We start from the raw sequence: 23626 nt of genomic DNA, 5'->3' as shown, positions 1-23626 counted from the left end.
AATACGGAGTGAAACCTATGCGCTTTACCATCCCTTTTCTTTCGATTGCCGCCGTCGCGCTTGCTGCCTGCGGCGCCGCCGACAGTGAAGTCATCCGTCACAAGATTCCAGGATCCGACTTCCCGATCCTTCAAGCGGTTGAAGTGCCCGCAGATGCGACACTGGTCTACCTGAGCGGCGCCGGCCCGGCGGTCACCGACGAAACTGCTGAACCGCGAACCCCGGCGGCCTATGGGGATATTACAACCCAGACCGAAACCACTCTGGCGACGATCGAATCCCGCCTTGAGGGTCTCGGATTGACGATGAGTGATGTCATCAAAATGCAGGTCTATATTGTTGCCGCTCCGGGCGAAGACTCGCTGGACTTTGGCGGCTTCATGGAAGGTTACGTGAAGTTCTTCGGGACAGAAGAGCAACCGAACCTGCCGACCCGCTCGGTGTTCGAGGTCGCCGGTCTCGCCAACCCGGGTTGGCTGATCGAAATCGAAGTTGTTGCTGTTCGCGACTAGTTTCTACGTTCCGGCGTTTCTCAGCGCCGGAACGCTCTTTCCGGGCTTTGCTTGCCCCTACGCAAATCATTTCCTTCACCGGTAAGGCATGTATGATCCCCAAAAATACCATTGGGGAGAGACATGCACTACGCAGAACTTCTGAAGGCGCGCGAGGAACTGACCGGTCCGGGCGGTGATTTCGAAATCACCGAGGCTGAGGTTCTTGGCCACACGCTCCGTGTTTACAAGAATGCCCCACCGAGCATTCGCGAAGTCTGGCTCGCCAGCAGGGATTTCGCCGACCGGACCTATCTTGTCTATGAAGGTGAGCGCCTCACCTATGCCGAAGCGCACAAGCAGACGGATGCCATAGCAGCGTGGTTGTTCGATCATGGCGTCCAGCCGGGCGACCGGGTCGCCGTGGCCATGCGCAACTATCCGGAGTGGCTTCTCATTTACTGGGCCTGTGTGTCGGTCGGGATCACCGTGGTTGGCATGAACGCCTGGTGGACCGCCGAGGAAATGGCCTACGCCTTGAAAGACTCCGAACCGAAAGTCCTGTTCCTCGATGCTGAACGGCTCGAACGGATCAGGGGCCGCGATGACCTGACAGGCTCAATGAAAGTCGTCGGAGTCCGGATCCCCGACTTGCCGGCTAACGTAATACCGTGGAGCGACGTCATCTCCCACGGCGGCGAGATGCCGGATGTTACTGTCGACCCCGACTCTGATGCGTGTATCTTCTATACGTCTGGCACGACCGGCTTTCCCAAGGGGGCCCAACTCACCCAACGCGGGTGCGTCGCCAATCTCATGAACATGATGTATGCCGGGGCTTCCACGGCACTTGCGATTCAGCGCGCAACCGGCATCGAACCTCCGGAAGATCCGCCGCCACCCGTGTCCCTCCTGACGACGCCTCTTTTCCACGTCACCGCCAACAATTGCGGCGCGTACGCCACCACAGCGGCCGGTGGCACGATCATCCTGATGTACCGCTGGGATGCCGGCGAAGCGCTGAAAATCATCGAGCGCGAGAAAGTTACCAGCCTAGGCGGCGTGCCGGTCATGGGTCGGGAACTGATCAATCACCCAGACTTTGCCAAGACCGATACATCCAGCCTTGTCCAGCTTTCGGGCGGTGGGGCACAGGTGCCGCCTGATCTGGTCCACAAGATCGAATCCAGCATCGCGACCGCCCGCCCGGCCACCGGGTATGGCATGACCGAAACATGCGGAATCATTACTTCCGTTTCGGCGGATTTCTTCGTCGACAAGCCGGACAGCGCCGGACCGTCCATGCCGAACTTCGAGGTCAAATGCGTGGACGAGCTCGGTGAAACCGTCGCCCCCGGCGAGCTGGGCGAGCTCTGGGTCAAAGGCTCCTCGGTCATCAAGGGCTATATCAACCGTCCCGAAGCAACCGCGGAATCGATCACCGATGGATGGCTCCACACCGGCGATATCGCCCGGATCGACAAGGACGGGTTCATCTATATCGTCGACCGCAAAAAGGACATGGTCCTTCGCGGCGGCGAAAACGTCTACTGCGCCGAAGTGGAATCTGTTGCTTATACTCATCCGGCAGTTGCCGAGTGCAGTGTGTTTGGCGTCCCTGACGATCGGCTGGGAGAAGAAGTAGGTATCGCCATCGTCCTGAAGCCAGGCGAAAAACTGACCGCTGACGAATTCCGGGCTCACTGTGCAACCACCATGGCGAAGCACAAAGTGCCCCGCTATGTCTGGTTCATCGCGGATGCCCTGCCCCGGAATGCCAGTGGCAAGTTCGTGAAACGTGACCTGCGTGACCGTCTGAGCGCCGAACTCCAGAACGCCGGGCAATAAACCTGCACCATTGATCGTGGGGCGGCCTGAGCCCGGCCGCCCTAGATCAGCTTGTGTCGAATTTTCGCCGCCAGCGCATCCAATGTCAGCACCGACAGGAAAATTATCAGCAAGATCGTCGCGACATGGTCGTATTGGAACATGTCGTACCGACCTTTCAGCTCCTGCCCGATCCCGCCAGCCCCAACGAGGCCGATTACCGTGCCCATACGGATATTGCGATCGAGGATATAGAAGCTCAGCGCGGTATAACTTGGCAACACTTGTGGCAGCACGGCCAAGCGCAATACAGCAAAGTTGCCCGCCCCGGTCGCGCGTACGGCATCCTGCGGAACCTTGTCGGCCGCCTCGATCTCCTCAGCGAAGAACTTGGCCAGGAACCCCACGCTATGTAACGCCAGAGCAAGAATACCTGCGATGGCGCCAAATCCGAACGCCAACACCAGAAAGAGCGCGCTGATCAGCTCCGGGACAGCACGCAGGAACGAAATGAAGCTGCGCGCGATTGCATACAGTGCCGAGTGGGGGGTGAAATTGCGCGCGGCAATCCAGGACAATGGCAGGCTCATCAATACGGCAAACAGGCTGGCCCATATGGCCATCTCCACCGTTTCCAACATCTTGCCGAGCGTAAAGGTCAGATATCCGGCAGGCTCGACGAGAAATGTTTTCTCCACAGTCGTCGTTGTCATCTGCATGGTCTCAGGGTCCAGCGCAGATTCTTCCACTCGCTCAGTTTCGAGACGTGAAAACAGAGGAAGGCGCGCCGGATCGAAATCGTCGATCAGGGATACCGGTGTTCGCTCCGCGATGGCGATCGGGTACATCTGTTGAGTGACGCTGCCGATGCCCCGCCCGATCTGGGACGATTCCTTAAATCCTACACTTGCCTGAAGAAATTCACCCAATTGGCTGGAAAGCCGGTGCAGTTCGATCCGATGAGCAGAAACGGACAGTAGCACGAACGCAACCACAACCGTCAGAACAGTCTTCCAGCCAAAAGCCGGGCGCACGCGCCAATGCGCAGCGTCCACACGTCCGGTCACCGCGCTCTCTGACATATCAGGCTACCGCCATTGAAAGAGAAAAGCCTTCACGTTCCACGCCAAAGATGCGGGCAAGCATGTCCTGGCTGAGCTGGCTTGGTGGACCGTCAAATACGATCCGCCCCTCACGTAACCCGATGATGCGGTCAGCATAGGTGCGAGAGAGGTTAATCTGGTGTAACGAACAGAGAACTGCTGCGCCCTGCTCCTCTGCGCACCGGCGGAGCAGCCCCATGACATCCTGCGCCGTTTGCGGATCGAGACTGGCAACCGGCTCGTCTGCCAGGATCAGTTTTGGAAAATTGATCAGAGCACGGGCTATGCCGACACGCTGCTTCTGGCCACCGGAAAGACCGCTCACCGGCCGGTTCACATGCCCCTCTTCCAGACCGACGTGCGCAAGCAAACCGCAGGCTCTATCCTGAACAGACTTTGAATAGGCTTGGAACAACACTCGCCACATTGGCAAATCAGGCACCGTGCCGGCCATGACGTTCTGCGCCGCCGTCAGGCGTGCTGAAAGGCCAAAATCCTGATGCACCATGCCGACATTGCGGCGTAGGTTGCGCATCGTTCTCGGCGAGAGTTTCACCCCGCCGACATCAATGAATCCCGCGTCCAGTGGGGTTAGACCGATAACCGAGCGCAGCAGTGTGGTTTTACCGGATCCAGACGCACCGAGCAGAACACAGAAGCTCCCCGGCTCAATCCGCAGAGACACACTGTCAAGGACAGTTGGACCGTCCGCAAAGGTCTTGCACGCGGCATCAACCGTCAGAACTGCCTGGGGGCCTATTGGACAGGATCGCGTATTGTTCATTCGGTTCAATCAGGAGCCGGACTTGAGCAAAATGGCGGCTTGATAGTCGGTGTCGATAAAGCCGATCGTACTTGCCATTGCTTCGAACAGTTCATCGGAAGCATCTGTGTTGTAACGATCCACCTGTTTGCCACCATAGCCCCGGATGGACTCTGGCCGGATACCAGGCATCTTATGAACACTACCAAGAGAAGACCTGAGAGAAGCCTTCACAGACGGCGACAATCCCGGATGCATCGCAATGGGGGGATTCGGAATTGGGTCCGACTTAATCAGCAGGCGGAATCCTGACGCGCTAAGGCCACCCTGATTTACCGCCCGCTCAAACGATATGAATGATGCGCCAGCAGCATCGACCAGGCCATTCTGCAGCGCCAGCAGGCTGTTAGCGTGGCTCCCCGTAATACGAACAGCATCAAGATCCCGAAGCGGATCAACACCGGCTTTCGATAACATCGCCAGCGGGTAGGAAAAGCTGCTTGCCGAGTGCTGTGATCCAAGCGCTATGGACTTTCCGATCAGATCATCTGGAGTGTCGATCCCGGAATCCCGGGACACAAAGACACCCGCATAATAGGTCGAACTGCCGTCTCGTTCTTCAATGGCTAAAAGGTCTGCGCAGCCGCGCTTGTGCGCTTCCACATAAGACACAGGCCCGAGCCAGGCAATTTCCGCCTGGCCAGCGCACATGCCTTCGATAACCGCAGAATAGCTTTGCCCGGTCTGGACATCGAAATGGATTCCGCTGGTGCGGGTTATTGCATTGAACAATGGGAGAAAATCGGCCCGCGTTCCATCTTCTGTCCCGCCATCCGCCGGAATTAACAGCACACGGAGCGGACTGCCCGCCGCGCCGGTACGCTCAGCACTGGCCGGGAATCCGCCTAGGCAAAAACCCATCAGGACGATCAGGAGCATTCCCAGACGCATGTCAGACCCCTCTCAATCCAGGCAGCGCCCCCTTGTGCGCCGCAACAATACTCAGGATCTTCGATAACAGCCGCTTGTGACATTGGTGTAACGGAGTCAGTGCATTCTTGACCTTTCTTGAACTAAATTCAATTATTGTGATACGAACCTTAGGAAGCGATCAATGTCCGAGAGCAAACCCAAACGCAAAGCCGCAACCAAAAAGCGCGGCGACGTTCCAATCGTCGACAATGTGATGACGCGCATCCGGGTGCGTCACGCTTCTCTCGGTCCAAGCACTCGCTCCATAGCTGATTTTATCCTGGAGAACCCCCGCCAGGTAGTCGGCATGTCCGTCACCGAACTTGCTGAAGCAACGGGTGCCAGCGACGGAAGCGTCATCAACCTTTGCCGCCAGCTGGATTTGTCCGGTTTTCAACAGCTCAAACTCAGCCTAGCCCAGGAAGTCGTTCAGCCCGTCCAGTTCATCCACGAAGACCTACGTCCCTCGGACACAACACCGACCGTATGCCGGAAAACCTTCCACGCCGGTATTCAGGCCTTGCGTGACACGCTCTCGATTCTGGATGCTGATGCTGTCGACGAAGCTGTCCGCATTATCCGCGCGGCCGATCGTGTAGAAATATATGGCATTGGTTCCTCCGCCCCCATTGCAGAGGACGCGCAGTATCGCATGCTGCGGATCGGCATTGATGCCAAAGTCGTCGTGGACAGCCACATACAGGCGATCAGCGCCTCACGTACGGGACCGAAAGTGGCCGTGCTGACCATATCTCACTCAGGCGCGACGCACGAAACACTTGCCGCAACACGCCTCGCCAAAGAGGCTGGCGCCAAGACAATCATCGTCACGAACTTCTCCAGTTCGCCCCTGCAAGCCTATGCAGACGTGAAACTTTTCACCATGGCCCGCGAGACCAAGTTCCGGACCGAGGCCATGACCAGCCGCATCGCGCAGCTTTGCGTGCTTGACGCGCTGATCGCGGCGCTCGCCCTCGCCGATTATGACCGCGCGACCGACACACTCCGGAAAACATTCGATGTTTTGTCCTTGAAGCGCTTCTAGAAACTGACTTCCCGAGCTAGGGCCTCCAGCACACCCGGTTCATCCGCACGAACCATCAGGGAATGCATGCCTAATCCCTGCGCCCCCGCCAGATCGGTGGCAGGATTATCCCCCAGCATGACAACCATCTCAGGTGAGAGATCGAGTGCACGGCAGGCTTTCAGATAAAGCCCGGGCTTCGGCTTTCCTACGACCTCCATATCCACAGCATCGAGATTTACGCACGATCCGAGTGCTGACAGGAGCGCCCCTGTCTCTGGCTTGATCCGCCCCTCGGCGCCGGGATGCGTGAGATCCGGATTTGCAACAATCAGGCGCGCACCCTTCCGAAGCGCATTCGCAGCGCGCTCCAGTCGGCTATAGCTAAACCGCGTATCCCGTAGCAGGACAACCACATCCGCTTCATCCCGGTTCAGCCGAATGCCAGTATTGCGAGCGACAGCCCGCATACGCGGATGCGCCAGAACCATGACATCGACCAACCCCGCCTTGGACGCGCGATCAATTGCCTCGACACCCGCCAGCACGATTTGTTCACGCTGCATGGTAATGCCGGAACTGGAAAGTATCTCCAGGAAGTCATCCACGGTATTGGTGGAATTATTCGATACGATGGCTGCCCGGGTCTGGTGCGCCCGCAGAAAAGCGGCGGCTGACTCGGTCAATTGATTGTCGATGGCACAGCAACCATCCCAGTCGATAAGGAAGCCTCTGGCCGATTGCGCAACGTGCGCGATCTCGGCCGATGAGGCGGGCAAAAAGCCATGCGCCATGCAATTCACTCCAGAACTCAATCCGATATTTGAATTTTTCTCAATTACAAACCAAGTCTAATGTAAATACTATTCATATCAATTTTATTCAAAGTTCACAGAAGTGTTGCGATGGCTGTCTAGATCGGCGGCGTGGCGAGTGCGGTCAACCGACCGCCCGCGCCCGGCTCGTCGATGTCCGGCGGGTGATGGGGTTATTTGGAGACACCAGCCATGAAACAGAAACTGAAAAGCAGCGTAAAATTCTGCTTGAGCGCACTGATGGCGTCGAGCGTCATTCAGGCTGCGATTGCAGAACCGGAGCCGGATGGGGGTGATACACGCCGACTCGAAACAATTCGCGTCGAAGGCCAGGCCGTCGACGCTCTGACATCTGACATTGCTGTCGACTTTGCCGAGTTTGGCACCCAGGTCCAGCTGATCAGCTCTGAAGAAATTGAAACCGGCGGCTTCACCAATTTTGGCGAACTCGCGTCCGGCCTGATACGCGGCGCCAACATCGGCTACTCGCCGGATGAAGGTGAGTTTACCATCCGTATCGATGGCGGCACCGACCGGGACACGCTGCTCCTGGTGGATGGCGTCCCCTATTTCGACCGGTCTTCCCCGCTGGAAGACCTCTGGCCCGCGACGGCCATTGATCCTCGCATGATCGATAGCGTGGAAGTCTACCGCGGCGGTAACAGCCTTTACTTCGGCTCCAATGGCGGCCTCGGCGTCGTCAGCGTTCGCACCAAGGAGCCTGATGGCACCACCAAAGGTCAGTTCGGCGTGTATGCAGGCGCCTTCAAGACGCGCGAAATCTACGGAAACATGTCCCTGCCGCTCGATAAGGACGGCAAGCACTCCATCCTCGTGTTCGGCCGCTCCTATGAAACGGATGCCCACGAGCTGTTCAGCAAGGAAGCTTATGGCGACAACGTCCTGGCCCTTGGCGGACGTCATGAATTCCCGTACAGCTACAATAGTCTGGGTCTGAAGTATCTCTGGCAGATCGGACCGGACACAGAGTTCCGCGCCGGCGCGACTTACTCGACCATCGACTTCCGCGATTCCTTCCCGCAAAGCACGGTATTCCAGCCGAACTTTACGGAATTCCCGATCTATAACGCGGCCTTCAAGCACCGCTTTAACGACAAGCTCAAGATCAATCTGGAAGCGCACTACCAGGATCCGCAGCTGAAGAACAACGAGATCGACGCCCGCATCTGTCAGATCCCGCGTCTTGGCGACCTGCCATCCGACATCCAGGCAATTGCAGCAGATCAAGGCATCACGGGCTTCTCGACTGCCGCAGCTTTTGAAGCCTTTGCTGCATCAGTACCGGGCCTGCCAGCCGGCTGTGTGACCAACCCCTACGGCAGCGCCGGCAGTGCGGGTGATGACAACTGGAACGGTGGCAGCAGCTACTACATCAACCAGGATCCTGACAGCCCGTTCTACGGCCAGCCCTACGGTACGATCGAGAACCCGTTCCCGATTGGCGCCCCTATCGGCTATGTCGTCCAGTCCACTGCGTCCTTCGGTGACGGCGGTCTGACCAAGGGTTTTGGCACCACTGACCAACGTGAATCCGGTTATGTCGACTATGGATTCAACGCCCGGGCCACCTACACGCTGAATGACTATGTTGAAATCGTCGCCGGTGTTCAGAACACCAGCTACAAGGACAATTCGGACGACTCCTTCGGGGTACGCGATGTGAAGCTGACCAGCACAGGTGTCTATGGCGACCTGCGCCTGTCCCTCCCCGTTCTTGAAGGCTTCAGCGGTTCGTTCGCTGCCCGTCAGGACTTCAATGACAATTTCGATGACCAGTCCGTCTGGAAAGTCGGCCTGCGCCAGAACTTCGGCTACGGCCTCTATGCTCGCGGCTCGGGCGGCACATCCTACAGCCTTCCGAAGATTGACGAGATTGGTGCGTTCGGTGCCGGTGCAAACATCAACCCCGGCCTGCAGCCGCAGGAAGTCGACGCGTTCAACGTGGGTGCCGGTATCGACGGTGACATCTTTGGCGGCACGTACAACGTCGAAGTCGGCTACTTCGAAACAGACATCAAGAACCTGTTCTCCAGCCGTGCTGTCGGCGCTGTCTGCCTCGAATATGCCAACGATCTGACAAATCCGCTGTTCGATAACCTGACCAACGACACGGCCGCTATCGAACAAAACCGTCGGAACATCATCGCGCCGGATGACTTCTGCTCTACCGCAGCCAACGGTCTTTCCGATCCGGGTGAAACGGTCGCCGTCAATGCTCTAGCCAATCAGGACATCAAGGGCTTCACCATCGACGTCGCGTTCGACTTCGATAAGTGGCAGGCAGACTTCAGTTACACCGACATGGAATCGCTGGAGCCAAACCCGGTCTACGGCACTCTGGCTCGTCTGGATGGCACATCGACCAATCTTGACTTTGTGATCCCGGGTGCTGCGGGGAATTCAGAGCTCCGTCAGTCTTCGGAACGTCCTGAATGGACCCTGTCAGGCCTTGTCACCTACACGCCGAACGAAAACTGGGTGTTCTCACTGAACCCGCGTTGGCAGGGTCCTGAATGGGCTTATGCTGGGACCAGCCTGGCCCGCCTTGTCGACACCGATGGAAATCGTGTTGTCGAGGACATGAACTTCGGTGACTACTTCGTCCTGAACGGTTCGGTTCAATACTTCATGGGTGATGAAAAGCAGCACCGCTTCCTGATCCGAGGCGTGAACCTGCTTGGCGAAGATTATTTCGAGCGCGCATCCGGTGGGTCCACCTATACCCGTGACCGGGCAGTTGTCCGGGGCGAGATCGGCCCGAACGACAGCGCTTACTACAGGCAGTATGGCTGGAACGGTAAACCGCGGTCTTTCTGGATCCAGTACGAGTACTCGTTCTAACCACACTCAGGACCCGGCCAGTCTTTCCCCGCTGGCCGGGTCTCCCTTGTTTTGGGACGGGAACATTTCTACCAGTGAAAGGCACCCCGGACAAACCAGTTTCCCCCGGTGAATCCAAATGGCGCGAACGTGTTGTACATGTTCGACCCATTGATCTCGCTCGGCTCATTGATCTGCTCAGGATATGTGTTGAGTAAATTGTTCGCCCCGGCATAAACGGTGAAGTTTTCCGAAAGGGCGTAGCCGATTTCGAGGTCTGCGATCCATTCCGGGTCCACATCATAATCCTCATCCGGATTTGTTGCATTACGGACCATATAACGGCCGAAGCGTGTTGTCCGGAAAGTCGTCTTGAACGGACCATACTCCCAGCCAACGCCAAGACTGATCTTGGAATCGGGAATAGTGTCCGTCAGGGCTGCCCGCTTGCTCCGGTCAAATATATCAATACCCCCCAGCGCCTCCAGCTCAGGCGGATTCTCGACGATTCTGCGTATATCTGTTTCGTTCCTGTTGAACCCGCCGATAAATCTGAAGCTGCCATACTCCGTATGCGCCCGGTAAGTCGCAACAATATCGAGTCCGCGCGTACGCGTGTCGATGGCATTTGTATAGTACTGTCCACTAATCCCTGGCGAGAGCTCATTTGCGACGAGCAGCGCCTGGATCTGATCGCCAATGGTTGTGATGCCGTCCGCTGAAAGGCGCGTGTCCAATGGAGAGAACGTGGAAGTTACAACGATCCGGTCATCCAGATCGATCTGGTAAGCATCCACCGTCACCGAAAGGTTCGAGTTTGGGGTCAACGCGAATCCAAAGCTTGTATTCCTCGACGTCTCCGGTTGCAGCGGAGACGCCCCAAGGGCACGGGCTGCAACCGAATTGACCGGCAGATTCTTGAGCAACAAAAGCTCGGCTTCTCCATCGCCATCCAGATCCCGGAACTGGCTGGTGGTCGACGCATACGCTTGCTGGGCCAGAGACGGCGCGCGGAACCCGGTATTGAAAGACCCACGGAGCGTGAGCCAATCAGTCACAGCATACCGGCCGCCGGCCTTGTAAATAATCTCATCGCCGGCAGCGTCATCAAAATCTTCGTATCGCAAAGCCGCATTCAGGAACAAGTTTTCCGATAGGCTCCAGCCCAATTCGCCATATGCGCTGAGGTTTGTTCGACGGATTGCGCCTGAATCATCCGGACGGAAGCCGGGCGTCGCCTGGGCCCCCGGCGGAAGAAGCTCGCCGGCAAAGGGCTGCCCCTCCGGTCGGACATAATCTCCAGCGATCCAGCTAGCTTCTTCCCCTTCTTCGATTTCATATCTTTCGAGCCGGTGCTGAAGGCCGAAGGAGACCTGTATTGCCCCCGCCCTGTACAGCTCCTGCAGCTTCGTCACATCCAGCGCATTGACCCATTCAGAAGAGATGAGGTGACCAATATTAAACTGGGTTGGACTGGAAGGCCCGAGACTGGCATTGAGCCCATTGGTATTCTTCCAATCGGTAATGTCGGTGCCAAAGCCCGACGATACATCCCAAGCCCAGCCGTTTGCAGATTCCCCCCGGAAACCGGCAACCAGTTCAAAGTCATCTTCCTCGATCACCAGGCGCGGACGAAACCCATCCGGATAAACTTCCGGCAGCGAAACAATTCTGTTTGGTGCACGGAATGACCAGTTTAACTCGGACTTTCGAAACCCGTATGTCCCGAAAGAATAGAATTCCATATCTGCGAAATCATAGCTGAAGTTCCCGCCGAAAATATGCGATATCTGCGGAAATGCCCCATAGTTCTGCGTGATCATACGATCGATTGTCGCTTCCCGCGGATCGCGCGCGCCACCTTCCAGCAGCGGGTAAAGATTGACACGGTCCGAGATCGGCACAGCCCTGTTGGATTCTTCCCGGCTCATGAAATTGTAGAACAGGTTAAGGCTGCCGGATTGTCCAATGGATATGCCGTTTCCAGCGGACACAGTGAAGAACTCACCATCATTACGGTCAAAGTTCTGCCCTGCGCTGATCGAGAGATCCCCGTCGTCGGGGTCATCCTTGAGGATGATATTGATGACACCAGCAATCGCGTCAGAGCCATATTGAGCCGCAGCCCCGTCTCTCAGAACTTCGACGCGGGAGATCGCTGACGACGGGAGCATATTGAAGTCGGCACCGGCCGCGCCATTGTAGAGCGAAGACACCGAGTTGATCAGAGCGGTCTTGTGCCGACGCTTGCCATTCACAAGAACCAGCGTGTGATCGGGGTTCAATCCTCGCATACCGCCACTCGCGATTATGCTTGCTGTACCACCGCCACCACGGGTCGGCAGGTTGAAGGACGGGATCAGGTAGCGGAATGATCCATAAATGCCGGTTGAACTGCCTTGCTGCATATCCTGATAGGTCAAAACATCGATGGGAGTTGGGCTGTCGGTTACTGATCGAGGCGCACCTCTGACCCCGGTTACAACAACCGTATCCTGAGTACTTGGTCCTTCTTCGATCTCAGTTTCCGGAACCATAGGGATATTCAAAGGAGAGGGTTTTGGCTCGCCGACTGGAACAGGAGGGGGCGGCGGTGGAAGTTCCACAGCTTCCGGGGTGCTCTGTTGCAAGGTCAACGCACCATTATCAAGTTTTTCGACCTCCAGACCGGTGCCCTTGAGGAGCATTGTCAAGGCCGCTTCATGGTTCAGTCGGCCTTTGACCCTGTGAGATGTTTTGCCTTCCAGGATCCCGGAAGGCACCACAATTACTATCTTGGATTGTTCCGAGTACGCCATAAGGGCGTGCGCAAGTGGTTGCGCATCGATCTCGTAATAAGATGGTTTTGCGCCTGCAGGATCAGCAAATACTGGCGCCCCCTGAAGGATAAACAGGAACACCACGCCAGCCAGACCAGCTCTGCTGAGCGGACTTCTGACCTCTGGCATTCTCTACTCACCCCTCAAACTTCGAAAAGGCTCCGAATTGCCCGGCCTGAACGTTAACAATGACTCTGTGATGAGAGCGTCTGTGCTGCCGTGATGACAACGCCTAGTGAACGATCGTGCCTTGGAAAATATGTCCGCCAGGCCGGGCAAACGCACCAGTGCAAAGCCGGCGTAATGGCAATCGATTGCTCCACGCGCGGAAAATGCGCGCCCATGTCCATATTTTTGTCAGAGTGTTCCGGGCGATCTCAGCTGGCCGGAAGAAAGACTACTTTGGAGGGATCGGCGCGGTCTATCGACAGGGGATACGAAGCTTCCAGCGCAAAAAGAAACTGGTCGACATTATCCGATCCAAAGGCAGCGGTGACACGAACCTCGCCCAACGCGGAATCCGAGAAAACGAAATTGCGATCATCATAGCGGTGCAGGTCTGCAACAATGTCATCGAGACTGACATCGTCATATGCCAGCCAGCCCGATCGCCAGCTCGCGGCCTTTTCAGGGTCAATCGTTTCAATCTGGCGTTGGTCCTGGCCGATCATCGCGGTCACCTTGTCGCCGGCCGTCAGCACGTCTTTCACGAGGGTGCCGTGACGTTTTTCGGTGGCTTCGGGGTTCCGGGCCTTGATGACCTCCACCACACCTTCAACCACCGACACCATCACCGAACTGGACGACTGGCGGACATCGAATTGCGTTCCGACGACGCGCACCAGCCGATCACCGGCCTGAACATAAAATGGATGGCTCTTGTCGGGGGCGACGTCGAAGAAAGCTTCACCTTCCTCAAGCGCGACGGTTCGCAGACCATCTTCGAACTTGTATTCGATCCGGGACCTGGCGCCCAATGTGACGACAGTGCCATCCGGCAGGGTCACGGCACGGATCTCGGCGACCTGGGTCTCAATCGCGGGCAAAGCCGCTGCCTGCAGATTTTCGACGGTACTCGGCCGCTCATGGAGCGACACACCGACTGTGGCCGCCAGGACCAACGCCGCGGCCATGACGCCGCCTGCCACAGCGCGGATGGGTGAAAAGGAACGCTTTGGCGCTGCGTGCGTCTGCAAAGCGGTTTCGACCCGTCCGCCCAGAGCCCTTTCTGGCACACCGCAAGGCAGCCCAAGGTCCATCATGATCTGCTCATAGTCATGGAATGCTTGGGCATGATCAGCGTTCGCAGCCAGCCAGGTTTCGAACTCTGCGAGCTTGTCTGCCGTGGCATAACCGGAATTCAAGTATACGACCCAGGACCGCGCCTGCGCCTCCACACGTTCGGTGTAGCCTTTGTTTTTATTGGAATCTGGCCGCACCAAACTCAAACTTTCCTCCCGAACTGCTAGCGCTTCAGCGCTTGCGACAGACTGGCGAGTGCCTTGTCCATTTGCCTGTAGACATCGCCATAAGACCATCCCGTTTCATCGGCAATCTGCTGATAAGTATAGTTATACCGCCGCCGAAGAGTCAGGATGACCTGTTGCTTGTGAGGCAATGTTTGAAACACTGCATTGATGACTTCAAAACGCTCTTTCTCAAGTAGGACGCGCTCAGGAGACAAATCATCCAGCTGAGGGCCAGAATTTTCAGCCAGCACCGCCTTTGCGTAGTCGAGGTGACGCCCTGAGCGGCGTTTCTGGTCTAAAATGATGTTGCGAGCCGTTACGAGCAGGAAAGCCCGCGGATTTCTGACGCTTTGCGGCTCTTCCAAAGCGGCAAAGCGAATGAAAGCCGCCTGTACTGCATCTTCCGGTTCCGGAGGCCCCGCCCCGAACATGCGTCTCAGATGACCACAAAGGTCCTGCCAGTAAACGCGGTAGAGCTGCTCGAAGTTTGCCGCGTCATTTAATGCCACACGGTCGCCAGCGCTCAGCGCATCCTGATTGGATGAAAGGGATTTCGTATTGGACTTGCTCAACACCCTGCTCACAGCTCAACACCCGACCGGACATAGCCATCCCGAAGAGGCGGAAAGAAACAAGCGAGATGAGGACCGGCGTTGGCAAATGTCTGCACTTGCGCAGATCTGAAGCAATCGTGCGGATCGAATGCCAATTTTCGTTTCCTTGCCCGGCTGATATCGGAGCCGACGGGCGCGCCAACAGGACACAAATACGGTCCACCCTCGCACTCCTGCGAAGATGGACCGTATTCGAAAATCACGACATTGGGTCTGACCGGAACCTATTCCGGTTTGGTGTAGACGATCTCTCCGTTTTTCATCACTTCACTGACGCTCAAAGTGTTGGCAATATCTGCTAACGGGTCGGCATCCAGGATGGTGATATCGGCAAGATAGCCCGGCGCAATCTGACCCAGTTGGTCGCCGACACCGATTGCCTCAGCGGCCTGACTTGTCGCCAGCTTCAATACGGTTGCATTGGGCACACCAGCTTCGGAATAAACTGCAAGCTCATCATGAAGTGAAGCACCATAAGGCACGAACGGGGAGTCCGTGCCGGCAACTATTTTGCCGCCATTCTCGATGATTTCTACCAAGGCATCCTGACCGGCCTGAACGAATTCCGAACCTGCCCGCTTTCCCATCGCGAGCGTGGGAGTGACATACATTCCCGATTGCGAAATCAGGGCAATCACATCCTGATAGGAATGTCCGTTCAGAGAGCTCTTCAGGGAATATCCACGACGACTGGTGGCTCCGAAATGTTCCATCTGGTCAACGCCATTCGCGACAGCAGGATACAATTCATGCCCGGTAACCGGGATTCCGGATTCATGGGAAAGTTCGATCACCTCTTTCTGAACCGTATAATCCTGCCGCACATAGCTCTTGTAGAGGTCCAGCTTGAGTTCGGTAGAGAGGCGGACGGAATTGGCGGCCTCTTCCACCGTGCCGACTGTTTCGGAAACGCCGTATGATACTCTCGCCCCCTCGTTCAGCGGTCCGGCTGTGAACACCCGTGGCGCAGACCGGCGGCCGGCATCTGCCGCTTCCCGGCGTTCGACCGCGTGATAGGGGTCATCGCCTGTCTCACGCACGGTTGTGATGCCATACTTGAACCAGATATCGCCAAGCGCCTTTCCTTGTGTGATCGACTGGTGTGTATGGCTCTCGATCAGGCCTGGAATGACATACTTGTCTGAAGCGTCGACCAGCGTCCCGACGAGTTCGGCTGTTCCCGCTGGCTCGATGGAACTGATGACACCATCCTCAACAATGATATCCACATTTTCGAGATATTCACCTGCAGCCACGTCGAACATATGGCCAGCGCGGATCGTGTAGTCTTCGTCCGGCATATCACGGTGCCATTCAGGCTTGATGTCGAGCGTGCTTGTTTCGCCGGTAGTTCGATCGAACAACATGATGTCCGCGCCGTCGATGTAGATCAGTTTGGTTCCATCAGTTGACCAATTCGGATTTTCCCCGGCTTCGGCGACCAGAGAAATTTCCCCGAGGCTGCCATCTGCAGTCAGAGGCGCCATATAAAGAGCCCCCTGATAACGATACACGATCATGCCGTCAGACGACCAGGCGGGGCGGTTCCATTGGCGCCGTCCGAGAGAGGCATCCATGCCTTGTGGTGCCACCCATTTGGTCTCACCTTCACCTGAAGCAGGCATCAGGAGAAGGGCATTGTAGCCTTCACGGAACCTGTTGGTTTGCGGAAGACGACTAACCACGAGCACAGTATTCCCATCACTCGACCACGCGGGTGGGCTAGGCCCAAAAATCGGTTCGGAAATCACTGTCTCGCTGCCGGTAGAGACATCAACGATATTAACTGTCGCGCCGAGGAAGATTGTGATGAGCGCATCTGACAAGTATGCAATACTCGACCCATCCGGCGACCAGATCGGAGAGTTGGCAGGGCGACTTGCATCAGTTAGCTGAGTAAAGGAACCTGACGCAACTTCCAGCAACCAGACATCAGACTTGCCACCCCGGTCGCTGACGAACGCAATGCTTGAACCGTCGGGTGACCAGCTGGGAGACATGTCAATAAAATCATCATCGGTAAGCTGCTTTGTCTCGCCGCTCTCCAGGTCCGCCATCCAGAGGTCCCCAACCGCCGTGAAGACAGCGCTTTTGCCATCAGGAGACAGGGTGGGGTCAATCACACCAAGTGCCGGCTTCGCTTCCGTAGATGTGAGATCATAAACCCGGCGCTTATAGGGTGTTCGGTTCAACTCAACTGTGGCTGAAAAATCGATGTTCGTTGGCGCTTCAGCATCGGGCGCGATGACATTCACCTTGCCGTCAGCTGTGTACAGTACCGAACCGTCTGAAAGCACGGACGGCCGGAACGGGAACACATCCCCTCCTTCCACCAACAATTTTGCGTCGGAACCATCCGTGAAGGCCTGGGTAACCAGCCCCTCTCGTCCCAGAAGACCCGCAATAAAGAGAGACTCGCCGTCTGGCGCCCAGACAGGCGCACCAAGTGTATTCGCCGTATAGGCTATGCTGAACTTCTCTTCCGTATCAATATCCCGGACAACCAGTGCATCCATCTGACCATCGATAACGAATGCGAGTTTCGAACCATCCGGAGACAGGACTGGGTACACTGCGTTACCAAAGCCTGAGAAGTAAGGTGTCAACGGCGTCTCGTAGCCGGTTTCATCTGCGACAGTCAGCTGCTTCGGCTCGGCGTCTTCTTCGAGCGTAAGGGACCAGACCTGATAACCCCCTTCAGTATCGGCAGAATAAAGAAGGCTACTGCCATCGGGCGTGAATGATGGGTAACGTGCATCAGAAGGGCCAAAGGTTCGTTGGGTTAGATCCGATCCGTCAGGCTTCATTGTCCAGATCGTGAAGCCATTCTCCGCATAGGTGTAGAATGCGATCAGAGAGCCGTCCGGTGACCAGGCCGGCTCATGCGAATCCAGTTCTGCTGGTGTCAGCGCTGTCGCTTCACCACCTTCCGCAGGCAAGGACCACAGAACGCCCTGCAGCGCCAGGATCAGCATGCTGCCGTCGGGCGACATCGCCGCTGACATATTGGTTCCCTCTGTCATCTCAACGTCGATAAGCACGGGACCGGAGGCGGAAGCCTCCACCTTGCTTTCGGTCTCAGCTGTTTCACCCGGGCTACTGCAGCCAACCAGAACTGCCGACGCGAACACAAGAACTGCCCCGGCTGATTTCAATCGCATTTTATAACTCACGTGGATCTCTCCCAATTTAGAACCTTAAAACCTTAAGTCCGCTATTACCTAACGAGTACGGACATTAACTGGCCTTACCAGCCTGCCGCCATCGCCATCCGTCGAGGATCGGCCCCCGCCATGACAGCGCCGTTTTCATATGCTCGCACTCCCTGGATGCTTCCGATCGCGTAAGGTCCTACATAATCTGCCATGTGTCCCAATGCCTTTAGACCAGAGAGGCATTGCGACGAGAATCTCGATTCCAGCTGCAAGAAGCATTTGGCGCCCGGCAGGTAGAAATTCGGGTCAGCCTTCACCGCAAAGCGCGGTGCCTCAATCGCCTCCTGAATTCCCATGCCATGATCGATCAGGCTCATCAGAACCTGAAATTCACTTTGTCCGATCGTTTCTCCGCCCGGCGTTCCGAATGCAGCCCAAAGCTTGGAATTATTCATGACCACGACCGGGGAGTTGTTGAGGATCGGGATCTGTCCCGGCGCGACAAAATTCACGTTGTCTTCGTAGGGCGACGTCGACCCCAGGCGCATCCCATTGTTCAAAAGGAAGCCTGTACTGCCCGCGATCACACCGGCGCCGAAACCGCCGCCAAGTGTTGTGGTCACAACGATCGTGTTCCCTTCTTCATCAACAACGGTCAGACTTGTCGTATCGCTATATCGGGCGTCGTCGTCAGGCGTGCGCGTTGCCGACACCGGCGGAGCAGGTGCAGATGGGTCGTAACGCCGGAAATCCGTAACCTCAGGGAACGGCAAAGCCAGCGAAGGGTTTATCATGGCGCCGCGATCCGCAGCGTATGCTTTTGATACCATCGCCGCGACCGGCACGTCGGCAAATTTCGGATCCGCCGCATAGGCATAGATGTCGGCCTTGGCATGCTTGATGGCTTCGGCTTGCAGATGCAGCAGCTGCGTACTTCCCGGCTTGAGTGAGGACACGTCAAAGCGCTCTACAAGATTGGCTTGCATACAAACTTCGAGTCCGCCGCGGGAGGTCAGGGGTGTCGAATAGACTTCGTATCCTCGATAGGTCGTTTTTACCGGGTCTGCCCACTCAGCGTTGTAGGCAGCCAGGTCGGCTTTTCTCACCCAGCCACCGACTTCGCGGAAAAACCGATCAAGCTCAGCCGCAATTGGGCCGTTGTAGAAATACTCTCTTGCCGCAAGCAGTGCGGTATCGCGATCACCACCGCCAGCCAGAACCTTTTGTTCTTCTGCGACCAGCGACTCGAACGTTCTGGCGAGGTTTTCATTGGTCAGAATCTGGCGCGGCTTTGGTGTCTTCCCACCCGGCAGAAATACTTCCGCCGTGGTCGGGTGCATCTGCAAGCGCCCCTGCATGTACTCTATGATCCGGGCAATGGAGGGATCTATCGGATGGCCGTTTCTGGCCAAATCAATTGCTGGCGCAATTACATCCCCCAGAGACAGGCGCCCATGCTTGCGAAGCAGTTCGATCCAGCCGTCAAATGCACCGGGGGTCGTGGCGGCCTTTACCCCCCAGTCAAATGCTTTGGGATCGCTCTTCGGATCTAGTGCGAAAGGTGCCGCGCCGCCGAATTTCAAGGCTCTGACCTGACCGCTCGGCTTGTCATAGACTGTCGCAAATCCGTTCCCGGCAATACTGGAAGCCCACGGCTCGACCACATTGAGAACAGCCATTGTCGCGACCGCAGCATCGCCGGCTGCGCCACCTTGCATGAACATCCTCAGACCAGCCGACGCAGCGAGCGGATGACCTGCCGTGACGACGCCGCGCGGACCCGGGGTCTCGACGCGATGCGCCGCAACGTTCAGGTCACCGCTTTCGGGTGCGTCCGGCGGCCGAACTGGTTCCAGGGACGCAACACCTGAATTTGCCGCGTCTACCGGAGACACACATGCAACAGCAACGCCACTTGCGGCAATTGCGCCCGCAGTCAGAAATTTCCTACGGTCCAGACCATGAGCATCCGTATGCTCAAGCTTGTTTCGATCAGCGTTACTTTGCTCTGTGAGCTTTTTCATGAATCCCTGAGCTCCCCTTCAACACCCCATCGCCAATCGCGATGGATGGCTGATGATCAAAGCATGCAGATGAAACCAGGGTTCAGCGGTTGACAAGCAACCACCACCCCGGGACGAAAGTCCGGGGTGGCACGATTGCACCGCCCCGGACTCCATTCGGAGACCAATCCTTCTTAGAAGGATTTTTTCACATTCACATACCAGTAGCGCGGCAGCGGCTGATACAGGGACGAGAGATAACCGTAGGTATCAGCCAGCGGCGGATCTTCGTTGAACGCATTCCGCACACCAACACGAATGGCTGTGCCGTCTGTCCAGGTGTCGTTCTCGACTGTATATTGGCCGTAGAAATTCCAGGTCATATGGTCTTCGATCGGCCATGGACCATAGGTCGAGCTGCTGACGCTCGTCTGGAAAACTTCGCTGGTGTATTGCGAGAACGCACCGAACTTCCAGTTCGCGATGTCATATGCCATCGACATGGAATATTTCCACTCCGGACGCCCGTTCTCCTGGATCAGGCTACCACCGCCGGTGACAGTGACATACGGATTAACCGTTCCGTCAGCCAGCCCTTCCAGAAGAGCCGCAGCTTCAGCCGTCGGGCTCTGATAGTAGGTGTCCAGATAGGTGGCATTGAGATTGACCGAAAGCTCACCCGGACCAACCGGGACATCCCAATACGCACCATAGTCGATACCTTCGACCTTGAGCGGCGAAAGGTTGGTGAACCGGGCAATGACGTTGACCACATCGCCAACTGGCGTGAGTCCTGTGCCGGCAAAGTCCGCGATCTGCTGAGGTGTTGGGTCCGCACGGATTACGTTCGGGTTAGAGCTGCCCTGCAAACGAAGCAGATAGTCATACGACAGGGCGACAGAGTCATTCAGAAGGCCAATCGGGTTCTTCTGCTCAATGCTCCAGACATCTGCCGTGAGCGTGAGCGAACCGAACTTTTCAGGAATGAACTGAGGTTCGAACACCACGCCGTAGGACGAGCTTTCCGATTCTTCTGGTTCCAGTTCGGAGTTACCCGAGCGCAGGCTGGCAACCGTCACACCCAGCGTCGCACACTGGCTGAAGTCGGTGATCCGGCCTTGGCTGAGGGCTGCCTCACACTGGATGTAGTCCGGATAGCCATTGACGCGTTCCAGAAGCGGCGTGTTGACCACTTCAAGGTTCGGCGCCTTGAAACCCTCCGACCAGGATCCACGGAAGCGAAGACCGTCAATGACATCCCACGACATTGCGACCTTCGGCTTCGAGACTGACCCGACATCTGAGTAGTCCTCATAACGAGCCGCAGCCTGTAGATCGAGCGCCTGAACGAACGGGATGTTCATCTCAGGTGAGACCAGTGGCACAGCCAGTTCGAAATAGGCTGAAGAAACATTCCGGTTGCCTTTGACGTCCGGCGATGGGCTGTGTCCCATCAGGCTGGAGTCTGAAACGAGGTTCCCCGTGATCTGGTCATAGTAAGGCAGCGAGCCATCCTGGTGCGGATCGCGGTCGTCGTGATAGGTCTCACGACGGAACTCGATACCGCCAGCAACACCGATATCACCTGCCCAGATCGAGAACAGATCCGGCTTGGAAACTTTGAAGTCTGCCAAAGCAAGCGTGGTCTTGTTTTCACGAACCTGAGTGATGCGGAAACTGTCGATCGTTTCCTGCGAGTTGCAATCCGGAGCGCCGACATCCGGCACCGCCGGATCACCACCACAGAACGGGTTGTATGCGGTGGCGTCTGTACGGTTGATAGCCTCCTGGAACAGTCGCGAGTCATACCCGTCAGCAGAATCCTTCACGGTGGCTTCGGTATAGAGGATTGCAGAGTCCCAGTCCCATCCGAATGCATCACCTTTTGCACCAGCGAGGAGCCTGATCTGCTCGTTATCGACGACAACGTCACGTGTACCTGCATCCACGGCGCTGTAGGAGTTGATCACAAGATCCACGCCTTCTGCCGGAACGTTCGCGCTGAGCCCATCGATACGGTTTGCCGACCCAACAGGCCCCAGCGGGTTCCAGTATGCATCCGAAGCGATGTAGATCGGACCAGATCCCAGGGAACCACTGGAAGCAATAACCGCCTCTGACGTCGCATTGTAATAACCAACCTCGCCATACACTCGCAGGCTGTCGGAAACATCGTAGTTCGCGAAGCTGAACATGTTGAAGCGATCTACCGCCGGCAGCATGGTCAGCGTATCGAAAGTCTCCAGGTCGTCATGCCGCATATCTCTGTATGCAGATGTAAAGATGCTGCCTGCGCCATAACAAATGTCGCCACCGACATCGTACCGACACCCTGCACCAAAGTCCGCAGGCTGAACGTGGAAGGTGCCTGCCGCGTCAGTAAAAGCTGTGCCGTCTGCACTGATCTCACCAATAGACGTATCGACCGGCGTGAACTGCCCCCAGGGGCTCGTCCAGGTCGAACGGTTATCCCATGCGACGCCCGCCCAATTGGTGCCGTCGGTCAATGGGCGCATATCGGCGAGGTTGGTGTACTCCTGGTCAGAGCGCAGCAGGGAATCCCGCGTTGTGCCGCCGAGATAGACAGAGATGTTACCTTTGCCGTTCGCGAAATCCGTGCCGTAGAGAATATCCCCGGTGAATTCAGTCAGGTTCGTCCCTTCGGCCAGTCCATATTGAAGATTGACATCCAGACCTTCGAAGTCGGACCGGAGGACGTTGTTCACAACGCCCGCAACAGCGTCGGATCCATAAAGAGCGGCGGCGCCGTCTTTCAGAACCTCAACGCGCGCCAGCCCCTGAACCGGAACTGCATTGACGTTGTAACCAAAGACCGGAGTTTGGTTGTCGGTCTGCGATGTCGGGTGGACCACCGAGCGGCGGCCATTGATCAGAAGCAGCGTATTGCCCTGGGCCAGACCACGCAGGCTGACCGTCGACACGTCACCCCGGGCAGCGTTTGAGTTGCCACCTCCGAGATAAGTGCCGTTGAAGGTAATATCACCGGCTGAGGGAACGGTCCGGAAGAGCTCTTCTGCGGAAACCGCGCCAGTCGCCTCGATTTCGTCAGGCGATACAACCGAAACCGGAAGGGCGCCGGAAACCTTGGCACCAGCAATCTGGGAGCCAACAACCAGAACCTTTTCCATCTGGGCAGTGTCGTCTTCCGCCTCCTCTTGGGCCAACGCCCCTTGCGACAGCACACCAAGCAAAAGCGCGCTTGTAGATACTGTCATTGCACAATGCCGCATGAATCGTCCCGACTTCACGACGCGCGCGACGCCGTTCCCGTTCATCGACCCCCTCAATCCACTGGATTTCATTTTTGCTGACTCCTGAGCTTCTTTTTTCCCGCAAGTCTCCGCCTTGCCGGCAGACCCCCTGCCGGACATTCGCGCAGCTCTTGCACCCGCTGGCACGACCAAGCGCGGCCAGAACTAGTTAAATCTGTGTTCGGATTTTTTGTGCGGCCGCCGTTGACCACATTCCTTGCTCTTCATTGAGCAATAAGCAGGCTATCGGCGCACGCCTCATCGCACACGAAAAAATGTCAATATTTTTCCTTTTTGTGTCAGCTGCACACAAATGTTGCACCTGCGCAGATAAAATCATCACGCAGTACACAAAGAAATTGCGAAGAAGAAAACCATGGAAATCGCCCTCGGCACCCGAGGGGCGATTTCACTTTTTTATTCGTACACGAATTTTGTTGTTTCTAGCACCCAGACTC

General features: G+C 56.7%; 14 protein-coding genes. 4 read left to right on the top strand and 10 right to left on the bottom strand.

All coding sequences use genetic code 11. The features are described 5' to 3' along the window. Nucleotides 1–17: 17 nt before the first annotated feature. Together HY26_RS07440 and HY26_RS07435 are read left to right on the top strand one after the other, a co-directional pair. Nucleotides 18–512 carry a RidA family protein gene (locus HY26_RS07440; protein ID WP_112073262.1) on the top strand — a complete coding sequence of 165 codons (495 nt, stop codon included), beginning with the start codon at nucleotides 18–20 and terminating at the stop codon, nucleotides 510–512. 123 nt (nucleotides 513–635) lie between these two features. Then, the gene (locus HY26_RS07435) at nucleotides 636–2339 is read left to right on the top strand and encodes a class I adenylate-forming enzyme family protein (RefSeq protein WP_112073261.1); all 1704 of its coding nucleotides are present in this window, start codon (nucleotides 636–638) and stop codon (nucleotides 2337–2339) included. A gap of 41 nt (nucleotides 2340–2380) precedes the next feature. On the opposite strand, the gene phnE is transcribed toward HY26_RS07435, so the two are convergent. Genes phnE through HY26_RS07420 form a run of 3 tightly spaced genes read right to left on the bottom strand, consistent with a single transcriptional unit; the run spans nucleotide 2381 to nucleotide 5123 of the window. Beyond that, nucleotides 2381–3385, bottom strand: a complete 1005-nt coding sequence (gene phnE / locus HY26_RS07430; RefSeq protein WP_233351560.1) for a phosphonate ABC transporter, permease protein PhnE — start codon at nucleotides 3383–3385, stop codon at nucleotides 2381–2383. 16 nt (nucleotides 3386–3401) lie between these two features. Then, nucleotides 3402–4205, bottom strand: coding sequence for a phosphonate ABC transporter ATP-binding protein (locus tag HY26_RS07425; RefSeq protein ID WP_112073259.1), 804 nt, complete (start codon nucleotides 4203–4205; stop codon nucleotides 3402–3404). Between the two features lie 9 nt (nucleotides 4206–4214). Then, nucleotides 4215–5123 (bottom strand): phosphate/phosphite/phosphonate ABC transporter substrate-binding protein, encoded by a 909-nt coding sequence (locus HY26_RS07420; protein WP_112073284.1) that lies wholly within the window; start codon nucleotides 5121–5123, stop codon nucleotides 4215–4217. A gap of 175 nt (nucleotides 5124–5298) precedes the next feature. Between HY26_RS07420 and HY26_RS07415 the strand changes: the two genes are divergently transcribed. Beyond that, the gene (locus HY26_RS07415; RefSeq protein ID WP_034767199.1) at nucleotides 5299–6201 is read left to right on the top strand and encodes a MurR/RpiR family transcriptional regulator; all 903 of its coding nucleotides are present in this window, start codon (nucleotides 5299–5301) and stop codon (nucleotides 6199–6201) included. Here HY26_RS07415 and HY26_RS07410 read toward each other — a convergent pair. Next, nucleotides 6198–6974 carry an HAD-IIA family hydrolase gene (locus HY26_RS07410; protein WP_051600076.1) on the bottom strand — a complete coding sequence of 259 codons (777 nt, stop codon included), beginning with the start codon at nucleotides 6972–6974 and terminating at the stop codon, nucleotides 6198–6200. The genes HY26_RS07415 and HY26_RS07410 overlap by 4 nt on opposite strands. A 213-nt stretch (nucleotides 6975–7187) precedes the next feature. Here HY26_RS07410 and HY26_RS07405 point away from each other — a divergent pair, with 213 nt between their 5' ends. After that, the gene (locus tag HY26_RS07405) at nucleotides 7188–9857 is read left to right on the top strand and encodes a TonB-dependent siderophore receptor (RefSeq protein ID WP_112073258.1); all 2670 of its coding nucleotides are present in this window, start codon (nucleotides 7188–7190) and stop codon (nucleotides 9855–9857) included. A 68-nt stretch (nucleotides 9858–9925) separates the two neighbouring features. Here the strand turns inward: HY26_RS07405 and HY26_RS07400 are convergent, their stop codons facing one another. The 6 genes from HY26_RS07400 to HY26_RS07375 all read right to left on the bottom strand — a co-directional run bounded on the left by HY26_RS07400 (nucleotide 9926) and on the right by HY26_RS07375 (nucleotide 23132). Next, on the bottom strand, nucleotides 9926–12784 hold the full coding sequence (locus HY26_RS07400) for a TonB-dependent receptor (protein WP_112073257.1): 2859 nt from the start codon (nucleotides 12782–12784) through the stop codon (nucleotides 9926–9928). Nucleotides 12785–13032: 248 nt separating this feature from the next. Further along, nucleotides 13033–14094, bottom strand: a complete 1062-nt coding sequence (locus HY26_RS07395) for a FecR domain-containing protein (protein WP_233351563.1) — start codon at nucleotides 14092–14094, stop codon at nucleotides 13033–13035. A gap of 26 nt (nucleotides 14095–14120) precedes the next feature. Further along, nucleotides 14121–14696, bottom strand: coding sequence for an RNA polymerase sigma factor (locus HY26_RS07390; RefSeq protein ID WP_034767202.1), 576 nt, complete (start codon nucleotides 14694–14696; stop codon nucleotides 14121–14123). Nucleotides 14697–14962: 266 nt separating this feature from the next. Next, complete coding sequence (locus HY26_RS07385; protein ID WP_146740197.1) at nucleotides 14963–17926, bottom strand: amidohydrolase family protein; 2964 nt, start codon at nucleotides 17924–17926, stop codon at nucleotides 14963–14965. Nucleotides 17927–17985: 59 nt separating this feature from the next. Then, on the bottom strand, nucleotides 17986–19611 hold the full coding sequence (locus HY26_RS07380) for a gamma-glutamyltransferase family protein (RefSeq protein ID WP_255342772.1): 1626 nt from the start codon (nucleotides 19609–19611) through the stop codon (nucleotides 17986–17988). Nucleotides 19612–20090: 479 nt separating this feature from the next. Then, a complete protein-coding gene (locus tag HY26_RS07375) occupies nucleotides 20091–23132 on the bottom strand; it encodes a TonB-dependent receptor domain-containing protein (RefSeq protein WP_233351559.1) in 3042 nt (1013 codons plus the stop codon). Nucleotides 23133–23626: the final 494 nt, after the last annotated feature.

The organism is Hyphomonas sp. GM-8P (genome assembly GCF_003263315.1).
In the GTDB taxonomy this organism is placed as follows: Bacteria; Pseudomonadota; Alphaproteobacteria; order Caulobacterales; family Hyphomonadaceae; genus Hyphomonas.
This window is presented reverse-complemented; position numbering and strand designations above follow the sequence as displayed.